The following is a 9,254-nucleotide window of genomic DNA, read 5'->3' as shown; positions in this document are numbered from 1 at the left end:
ATCAGATTGGAGATCGACGAAAGCTTCTCCTCCAGCCGGTGGAAGGTGGCGATCAGCCGGCGCCCCTCCTCGGTGACTTCGGCGCCGCCGCCGGAGCGGCCGCCGGGCCGGGTGAGGAAGGCCGGCGTCGGCAACAGATTATTGACCGCATTGACCGAATCCCAGGCCGTCTTGTAGCTGAAGCCGGTCGCCTTCGCCGCCTTGGCGATGCTTCCAAGCTCGGCCACCTTTTCAAGCAGCTTGATGCGCTCGTGGCCGACCAGAAAGCGTCCCTCGCTGTGAAGCGCCAGCAAGGCGTTAATCTTGTTTCCTGCCATATCTCACCCGCCGTTTCCGCAACAGGGATCGCGGAAAATTTCGCTTGCCGCAAGCGTCGTTTTCGACATAGTCTGATCACAATATGTAATCGTAATAAATTACGGTTGCTCCCAAGGCGGTTGGCCTGGGCTGATCACGCGTCGAGCGGACTTCGCCGGCGCGCCTATACTAAACCTGGCGCGCAATCGCGCCAGTCCCGCGCCGGAATTTTTCCGGCGCCCGCGCAGTAAATCCGCTTTCATGCGGATGTGGCGGCGCGGAAGTTCGGTAATCGTCAGATTCGGGCCGCGGTCCCCATCTCCCGCGCTCCCGAACCGACGATCGCGGCGGCCCCGGTCCAATTGCCCTCTCCTGCGGCCGGGGCCGCCGCCTTTTCTTACAACCCGAATCTTCCTGACCGGAAAGCCTTTTCACGGGCCGCCGCTATAGCCTCGTTTACCCTGGGATCGCCAAAACGACTCGTGAAGACGCGTTAACACCGCTGCCGGCCCAAGATTAAGCGGGCTCTCAAAATTTTATATTTTAATGTCCCTATCGACCAACGCGAAAGCCGCGCCTGACGGCGGGGCCCAAATTATTGAGCAGAACCATGTCCGCTTTGTTGGCCAGTTTCATTCGTTCCGAATCGGGCGCCACCGCGCTCGAATATGCGTTCATCGCGAGCTTCATCGCCATGGGCTGCATCGCCGCCCTCTCCGTCGTGGGCACTCATCTGAGCGCCAAATTCTCCTCCGTCGCCAGCGGCCTCAACTGATCGAATCGCTCACGAGCCGCAACGATCGGCGAAAAGCGCGTCCATCGGCGGTGCGCGTTCCGCTTTCCGCAATCTCGGCAGTCCGAAACCATCCTCGATGGTCGCCAACAGGCTGTAATGGTCCCGCCGCGCCGAATCCTCCCGGGACCCGCCGCACAAAGTCGCCACGATCGTTACAATATGATTGTCCGCGCCGCCCGCGCGGCGGGCGCTATCCGACACCGGCGCCTCAGGATAAAGGCTGCGGGCGCCCTCATCGAAGGTGATGACGATCGCCGAGCGCCGCGTCCAGGCCTTTGACGCGCGGATCGCCGTCACCGCCTCGCGCACGAAGGCGTCATAATCGGCGATCAGCCGGTCGCGTTCATGGCAGATCGGCAGCCCATGCCCATCGTGGCATTGATTCGGGATGATCATAGCCACATTCGGCGCGCCCTCGGCGAGATCGGCGGCGAAAGCCGTATAGGGCCTGACCAGCGCCATGGCCGCCGGATCGCGCGCCAATTCCTCGAAATAAGGCGCCGGATTGTGCTTCTGCGCATAGAGCGCGCCGCCGCCGGGGGCCGGCGCGGCGCTGACCAGCGAACCCGTTTCGGGCAGGCTTTCGGCGTAAAGCGCGAAGGACAGACCGGCCCTGCGCAATTGGGACACCAGATTGTCGCCGGCGATCCGGTTGCAGGCGGCCCGGTCGGCGAGATCGGAGGCGAAACAGCTCGGGCGGTCGTCGCGGACGCCGAAATCGTCGCCGCCGATCAAGGCGAGATAATTGGGCAGGCTGGGATGGGCGATTCCGAAATAATTGGTCGCCAGCCCCTGGCTTGCGGCCAGCTCCCGCATGAAAGGCGACGGCCCATTGGCGAAGGCGTCGTCGAAGCCGTGATTTTCCAGAACGATGATGAAAACATGATCCAGGCGGGGCGGTTCCGCCCGCGCCGGGGCCGTCGCGGCGGTCAGCAGCCAAGCGAAACCGATCAGCATCCACGAGATACAGGCTTTCATTATTTCAGTCCCCGCCGGCGCGTGACAAAGCGTCGCGCCATCGCGCGGCGGTTCCCGAAAAGTGCGTTTCGGGCCGCCGGCGCTCGCTCGTTTAGCGCGCTGCGACGCTCGCGCCAAGGATGCTACGCAACCGATCGGGGGCGCCGCTTGACCAACGCAGATGCAAAATCGGCTATTGACGCGAACAAAAAAAGTGTCACACTTGATGTCGTTGCGGCCTTGATTGAAAGACGTGCGTTGCCGGTTTCAAGTCAAGGAGAGCGTCGGTGGGCTACGAACCCGCTTGTCGAGCAATAATCCGATCGATCTGAGCAATAGAGCGACAAGACTTAAAACGCCTTTGTCCCCTGGAGCCGATTGACCATCCATCATCGATCCAAGCCGTTGGAACTGCGATGCTCACGCTGCTCTGGCGCGTCTTTGACGAGGATTGGAAACGGAACGGATGACTCCACCTCAGCTCGCCTCTTCCAGACGTATCCCGCCCTGGCGCGGCGACTAATCGCCGCCATGTGCGGAAACGCAAGGAACTGGCCTATTTGACGGGAGACGCCAACATCGCAACAGAGTTCGTATCATAGCGGAACAAACCGCATCCCCTTCTGATCATTATCAGAATTCGCCAAGAGCGAACAAAAGGCCCCGCGCCACAGGCGTCGGGGCCGTCTTTTTTGGGGCTGCTTTTTGAGACGCCCGGCCAGCCGGAATAGTTATACTTGGCCATGGCGACGCTTTTGCTTTTCCGCCCTGTTTTGAGCTTGTGAAACCTTGGCCGCTCGAAACCCGACAGCGCCGCCCCAAACGGTCACGCCGGGCGGAAAACCTGATCGGCGCGCGTCTCGAAAGCCGAGGAAAATTTGCGGAAAGCGGCGTCGAACATCGAGCCCATCAGCGTCGCCAGGGTCCGGCTACGAAACTCATAAGCGATATAGAATTCCACGCGGCACTGGCCGCCCTCGACCTCGCCGAACCGCCACATGTTTTCGAGATGGCTGAACGGGCCGTCGACATATTCGACGTCAATGCGCCGCGCGGCGCGATCCAGCGTCACCCGGCTGACGAAGCGCTCGCGGATCGCCTTGTAGCCGACCTCCATTTCCGCAACGATCACCTCCTCGCCATTCGCGCCCGGATAGCGCCGGCGCACACGCAGCGACTGGCAGAGCGGCACGAATTGCGGATAGGATTCCACATCGGCCACCAGATCGAACATCTGCTGCGGCGTGTGATTCACGACATGGCTGGTGCGGAAGCTGGGCATGGCGGCCTCACCCTCGCGCGGCGCGGCGTTTGGCGCGCAGGCGCTCGAAATCCTCGCCGGCGTGATGCGAGGACCGCGTCAGCGGCGAGGACGACACCAGAGCGAAACCCTTGGCGTAGGCGATGGCCTCATAGGCCTTGAACTGCTGCGGCGGAACGAATTCCTTGATCGGATGGTGCTTCTTGGTCGGCTGCAGATATTGGCCGATGGTCAGGAAATCGACCTCCGCCGAGCGCAGGTCGTCCATCAATTGCAGCACCTCGTTCCGCTCCTCGCCGAGCCCGAGCATGATGCCGGATTTGGTGAAAATGTCCGGGTCCAGCTCCTTCACCTTCTGCAACAGGCGCAGGCTGTGGAAATAGCGCGCGCCGGGGCGGACGGTGAGATAATGCGACGGCACGGTTTCGAGATTATGATTGAACACGTCCGGCTTGGCCGCGACCACGCGTTCGAGCGCGCCCGGCTTGCGCAGGAAATCCGGCGTCAGGATCTCGACGGTGGTCGAAGGGCTTGCCGCGCGGATCGCCGCGATCACCGCCGCGAAATGGCCGGCGCCGCCGTCGTCGAGATCGTCGCGGTCGACCGAGGTGATGACCACATGGGCGAGGCCGAGCTTGGCCGTCGCCTCGCCGATATGGGCGGGCTCGCTGGCGTCGAGCGGTCCCGGCAGGCCGGTCTTGACATTGCAGAAGGCGCAGGCGCGGGTGCAGGTGTCGCCCATGATCATGAAAGTGGCGTGCTTCTTGTCCCAGCACTCGCCCATATTGGGGCAGCCGGCCTCCTCGCAGACCGTCACCAGCTTGTTGGCCTTGACGATGGCGTTGGTCTCGGCCCAGCCCGGCGAGCCCGGCGCCTTGACGCGGATCCAGTCCGGCTTGCGGGCGATGGGCTGATCCGGCTTGTGGGCCTTTTCAGGGTGACGCGGGCGCGCCTCTTCCTTCTTGCGAGGGTCGGAATTGAGAAGGTCGAGAACGACGGCCATGGCTTTTTCCCGGAAGCGCGATCTTCGTTCAGATAAACTCTAATCCCCCCCGCCGCAATGAATCGTTAAGCGGGACAGCGCCTCGGTCTGCATTTCCGTTTACGAGCCTGAAGAGACCTTTCTCGTTCTTCAAGACCGTCTCGTTACGGCTCGAAGCGGTCGGACAGGGTCGAGGCACCAAGGGCATCCATCACCCCTAAAGCGGATTTCGCAGGTTCCCCTACTGAACCCATGATCACTGATTCCGGGACTTGGTAATCGCGACGAAACCAGCAGGTTACAGCTTATGCGGTTTGTTCAGTCCGGAATAATTCTCGCGAGCGTTTGTCTTGCTTCCTCGTAGAAAGGCTGGAGCGTAATGAGTTCTTTTTCAACCCGCTCTCGCGTAATGGGATCTTCTGCTCCTGCGCCAACATAGATTTGCCCCAGCCCATAATATCCGCGATCAATGATCGTTGGAGCCCTGAATTCAAGAATTAATTCTTCGATTGCACCAAGTGGACTTTTAAGCTCCCGAAACTTCTCATAAATGTAGCACAGCCAAATCAAATACATGCGCACGCGCCAGTCCGATAACTCATCAGAATGCCGATCTTCAAATGAAATATCTATCCCGCTTCGATTCACAGCTTGTGATGGACAAGCGGCATTGGAGATGTATCCGTATCTTTCTGCTTGCTCCATTTCAACATCGTTGAGTGCGCGCAAAAGATAGTAATCTCGTGGAACGGCTGGTGCGGACGTAAATTGCAACATACCTGGCTAGTCCCGTTGAGGATACTTGAAGCCGGGGATGCATTACCGGCGCCGACGCAGGATGCCTACCATGAGCAGGCGAAGCAATGTCCTTAGTTGGCCAGATTGCTCTAGTTATGCGTCGACTGGGGGAATTCGCCAGCCGCCCAACCTCTCCGTTTCTCTTACGACTGCTTATCTACCCAAATCGACCCTTCGGCCTAAGACCGTTCCCCGCCGTAACCGGGCATTCGACCTATTTCCGCTATCCCGCGACACCGCTCTAATCCGCCAAACCGGCAGGGTGCTCGATCAGTCCCTTGAAAGCGGCCAGCGCGGCGCCGGCGACCGCCTCGTCCATGGCGCGGCGGTCGATCGACAGGGTCACGGCGAGCAGGGTCGCAACGGCCGGCGCCCCCTGCTCCGCCACGATCCTTTTCTCCGCTGCGCCGACGCCGAGCACGCTGGTCCAGGGCGCGACCACCACCGGAAAGGCGCGCTTCACGCCGAAGCCGCCGAGATTGGCGACCAGGCAATTGCCGCCCGCGAAGGCGTCCGGCGCGAAACGCCGCGCCAGAAAAGCCGCGCGCGCGGCGGCGATTTCGGCCAGCGACATTTCCTCGGCCGCCGGCAGCGAGGGCGCGACGATCTCGCCGTCCAGCGTCAGGCCGAGCGCGATATCGACGTGGCGGGCCAGTTCATAGCCCTTGGGCGTCAGCGCGACATTGGCGCGCGGCGCCTGCCGCAAAGCCAGAGCCAGCGCCTTGACCACGCAATCCAGCAGCGAAATCTTGGTCCTGTGTTCAGCGCGCGCCCGCGCATTGAGCCCGGCGCGGAACACTTCCAGCGCGTCGATGCGGCAATCGGCCTCCAGATGGACCTGCGGCGTCCATTCTGCGGCCTCCATCAACGGCAGCAGCCGCCCGGATGGCGCGGCGCCAGTCATCCGGGCCGTCCGGACGCCATGGGCGTGGATTTCAATCGCCGCGCGTATGTCGCTTTCAACCACGCGACCGCGCGGCCCACCGCCCACGACGCCGGACAGGTCGACGCCGGCCTCCCGCGCCAGCCGCCGGGCGCGGGGCGAGGCGATTTTTCGCCCGACGCGCGCAAGGCCGGACGCGACCTCCGTCGGCCGATGGGCGGCCGGCCCGGGCTCGATCCAGGCCAGTTCGGCGGCCACCGCGATCTCGCTTTCGCCGGCCGCGACAAGGATCCGACTCAGCACGCCGCTTTCCGGCGCCTCGACATCCATGGTGGCGCGGGCGGTGGCGATTTCGGCGACGGGCTCGCCGGCCTCGACGAATTCGCCCTCGCGCCGCAGCCAGCGCATCACGCGGCCGGTCAAAGCGCGTGGCTCGGCGGAGGGCATCAGGATCGCGATGGCCATGCGCCCTCCCCGCGCCGCGAAAATCAGTTGAGCGGGCTCAGCCCGGATTCGATCTGGTCCAGAGCGGCGTCGATCGCGATGCGGATATCGGCCAGCGCTTCGGGCGCGCTCAGCTCGGTCTCGCGGGCGTAAAGATCGGCGGCCTGGCTGGCGAGCTGGGCGAGCAGGCGGCCCCAGGCCTCCGGCTCTGCAAAGGCGCGCTGCATGGAAAGCGACAAGGCGCCGCCGGAGATGAACAGGCGCAGGATTTCCGTGCCGCCATTGCTCTCGACATCGGGCGGAATGGACAATTCGCGTTTCAGCTCAGTCATGAAGCTTCCTTTTCGGCGCCTAGAGTCGATTGCGATTCGATCGAATCGCAATCGACTCTAGATTTCCTTGTTGTCGCAGCGTTTTCGCGAAAAACCGGCATCCACTTTTTCGCACGCTGCTCTAGTCTCACGCCTTCAGATAGAGCGCCTTTTTGGCCGCTGCAACAATATGGGCCTCGGTCGGCAGCGCCAGCTTTTCCAGATTGGCGGCATAAGGCGCGGGAACGTCCTTCGCGGTGACGCGCAGGGCGGGCGCGTCGAGATCGTCGAAGGCTTCCTCCATCAGCCGGGCGGAAATTTCCGCGCCGATCCCGCATTGCGGCCAGCCCTCGTCCACGATCACGCAGCGTCCCGTCTTGGCGACCGAGGCCAGGATCGTGACCATGTCCAGCGGCCGCAAGGTCCGAAGATCGATCACATCCGCCTCGATCCCCTCCTCGGCCAGCCGCTCGGCCGCCTTCAGCGCGAGGCCGACGCCATGGGAAAAGGCGATCAGGGTCACGTCGCGCCCGGCGCGGATGATATTGGCGGCGCCGATGGCGACCAGATGATCCTTTTCGCGCGGCGCCGGGAAGCTCTGGCCGTAGAGCTTTTCATGCTCCAGGAAGATCACCGGATTGGGGTCGCGGATCGCCGCCTTGAGCAGGCCCTTGGCGTCGGCGGCGGTGAAGGGCGCGACCACTTTCAGGCCGGGAATATGAGCGAACCAGGCGGAGAAATCCTGCGCGTGCTGCGCCCCCACCCGCGCGCGGGCGCCGTTGGGGCCGCGAAACACGATTGGAATGTTCAGCGTCCCGCCGGACATATAGAGCGTCTTGGCGGCCGAATTGACGATATGATCCATCGCCTGCAGCGCGAAATTGAAGCTCATGAATTCGATCACCGGCCGCAGGCCCGCCATGGCCGCGCCGACGCCAAGCCCGGCGAAAGCATGTTCCGAGATCGGCGCGTCGACGACGCGGCGGGCGCCGAATTCCTGCAGCAGGCCCTGGGTGATGCGGAACGCACCCTGATAATCGCCGACCTCCTCGCCCAGCACGAATACCGTCACGTCGCGGCGCATTTCCTCGGCCAGCGCCTCGCGCAAAGCCTCGCGCACGGTGATGCGCAGCGGCGCGAACTCCTCCTCCGGCTCGGGCTGCTCCGCCACAGCGGTCGGCGCGGCCGCAGCCGGGGCGCCGTCGAAATCCGCCGGCACGATGACCGCGATCGCCGAATGAACCGCGACCTGCTCCGCGCCCTCCGGCGCCAGAATACGCTCCAACACGCCGCTCTCGGCGGCCTCGACTTCCATGGTCGCCTTTTCGGTTTCGATTTCGGCCAGAATGTCGCCCGCCTCCACGCGGTCGCCTTCGCGCTTCAGCCATTTCGCCAGCTTGCCGAATTTCATCTCGGCCGAGAGCGCGGGCATCAGGACATTGATGGCCATTGGGGTCGCCATTCGCGTCTCCACAGGGGCGGCGTCACAGCAGGACGTCGGTTTCGAGGGCCGACGCGTCCGGCTCGGGGCTTTGCGCGGCATAGTCCGCGGCTTCCGCGACGAGGGAGCGGACCTGCGCGTCAAGCCTCTTGAGCGTCGCCTCGTCGGCCAGTCCCGCATTCAGGATTTTTTCGCGCGCGCGTTCGACAGGGTCCGGCGCGAGGGCCGCGCGCGCCTCGTCCTTGCGCCGATATTTGGCGGGATCGGCCAGCGAATGGCCGCGATAGCGTTCGGTGCGCATTTCGAGCACGGTCGGGCCTTCCCCGACGCGCGCCCGCGCGATGGCGCGCGCCCCGGCGGCGCGCACCGCCTCGACGCACATCCCGTCAATTGTTTCGCCGGGAATGTCGAAGGCTGCGCCGCGCCGGTCGAGATGGACCGGCCCATAGCCGCCCGTCGTCGGCCCCGTGCGATTGTTCTCGATGACATAGACGATGGGCAGGCGCCATTGCGCCGCCATATTGAAGCTTTCAGCCACCTGGCCCTGATCGGCCGCGCCGTCGCCGAGAAAACAGAGGCAGACGCGCCCGTCGCCGCGATAGGAATTGGCGAAGGCGAGGCCGGTTCCGAGCGAGACCTGCGCCCCGACAATGCCGTGGCCGCCGAAATAATCGCAATCCGGCGCGAACATATGCATGGAGCCGCCCTTGCCGCCGGACAGCCCGCCGCGCCGGCCTGTCATTTCGGCCATAACCGCGCGCGGATCGGCGCCGCAGGCGATGAGATGGCCGTGATGGCGATAGGAGGCGATGAACTGGTCGGTCTCGCGCGCCGCGAGCCTCATCCCGACCACAATGGCCTCCTGGCCGATATAGAGATGGCAGAAGCCGCCGATCAGGCCCATGCCGAACAATTGGCCGGCCTTTTCCTCGAAGCGGCGGATCAGCAGCATGGCGCGAAAGATCGCGATCTCGTCGCCCTCGCCGAGAAAGGCGGCCAGACGGGGATTGCCGCCTTCCGGCGGCGTAAGGGAAGCGGCGGCCATGAATCCTCCCCCGGGCTGCTGCCGCGCCCGCTTCGGCCC

At 63.7% G+C, this 9,254-nt stretch carries 10 protein-coding genes; 1 reads left to right on the top strand and 9 read right to left on the bottom strand.

Going from position 1 to position 9,254, the window contains the following annotated elements:
* A partial coding sequence (locus tag ACE3S9_RS00565) for a winged helix-turn-helix domain-containing protein (protein ID WP_374544476.1) occupies positions 1-317 on the bottom strand: 317 nt, incomplete at its 3' end.
* 590 nt (positions 318-907) lie between these two features.
* On the opposite strand from ACE3S9_RS00565, the gene ACE3S9_RS00560 reads away from it, so the two are divergent.
* Complete coding sequence (locus tag ACE3S9_RS00560) at positions 908-1,072, top strand: Flp family type IVb pilin (protein ID WP_374544475.1); 165 nt, start codon at positions 908-910, stop codon at positions 1,070-1,072.
* 9 nt (positions 1,073-1,081) lie between these two features.
* On the opposite strand, the gene ACE3S9_RS00555 is transcribed toward ACE3S9_RS00560, so the two are convergent.
* The 8 genes from ACE3S9_RS00555 to pdhA form a co-directional block, all read right to left on the bottom strand.
* Entirely contained in the window at positions 1,082-2,071 is a 990-nt protein-coding gene (locus ACE3S9_RS00555) for an alkaline phosphatase family protein (protein ID WP_374544474.1), read from the bottom strand.
* 805 nt (positions 2,072-2,876) lie between these two features.
* A complete protein-coding gene (locus ACE3S9_RS00550) occupies positions 2,877-3,332 on the bottom strand; it encodes a type II toxin-antitoxin system RatA family toxin (protein ID WP_374544473.1) in 456 nt (151 codons plus the stop codon).
* A 7-nt stretch (positions 3,333-3,339) separates the two neighbouring features.
* On the bottom strand, positions 3,340-4,314 hold the full coding sequence (lipA, locus tag ACE3S9_RS00545; RefSeq protein ID WP_374544472.1) for a lipoyl synthase: 975 nt from the start codon (positions 4,312-4,314) through the stop codon (positions 3,340-3,342).
* 297 nt (positions 4,315-4,611) lie between these two features.
* Positions 4,612-5,022, bottom strand: a complete 411-nt coding sequence (locus tag ACE3S9_RS00540) for a hypothetical protein (RefSeq protein WP_374544471.1) — start codon at positions 5,020-5,022, stop codon at positions 4,612-4,614.
* A 310-nt stretch (positions 5,023-5,332) separates the two neighbouring features.
* Positions 5,333-6,439 (bottom strand): 2-oxo acid dehydrogenase subunit E2, encoded by a 1,107-nt coding sequence (locus tag ACE3S9_RS00535; RefSeq protein ID WP_374544470.1) that lies wholly within the window; start codon positions 6,437-6,439, stop codon positions 5,333-5,335.
* A gap of 23 nt (positions 6,440-6,462) precedes the next feature.
* Positions 6,463-6,750, bottom strand: a complete 288-nt coding sequence (locus ACE3S9_RS00530; RefSeq protein WP_374544469.1) for a DUF5076 domain-containing protein — start codon at positions 6,748-6,750, stop codon at positions 6,463-6,465.
* Positions 6,751-6,877: 127 nt separating this feature from the next.
* A complete protein-coding gene (locus tag ACE3S9_RS00525; protein ID WP_374544477.1) occupies positions 6,878-8,179 on the bottom strand; it encodes a pyruvate dehydrogenase complex E1 component subunit beta in 1,302 nt (433 codons plus the stop codon).
* A 34-nt stretch (positions 8,180-8,213) separates the two neighbouring features.
* A complete protein-coding gene (pdhA, locus tag ACE3S9_RS00520) occupies positions 8,214-9,215 on the bottom strand; it encodes a pyruvate dehydrogenase (acetyl-transferring) E1 component subunit alpha (protein WP_374544468.1) in 1,002 nt (333 codons plus the stop codon).
* Between the last annotated feature and the right edge of the window lie 39 nt (positions 9,216-9,254).

Source organism: Rhodoblastus sp. (assembly GCF_041915505.1).
Taxonomy (GTDB): domain Bacteria; phylum Pseudomonadota; class Alphaproteobacteria; order Rhizobiales; family Beijerinckiaceae; genus Rhodoblastus.
The sequence above is the reverse complement of the archived record's forward strand: the minus strand, read 5'-3'. Positions and strand labels throughout refer to the sequence as shown.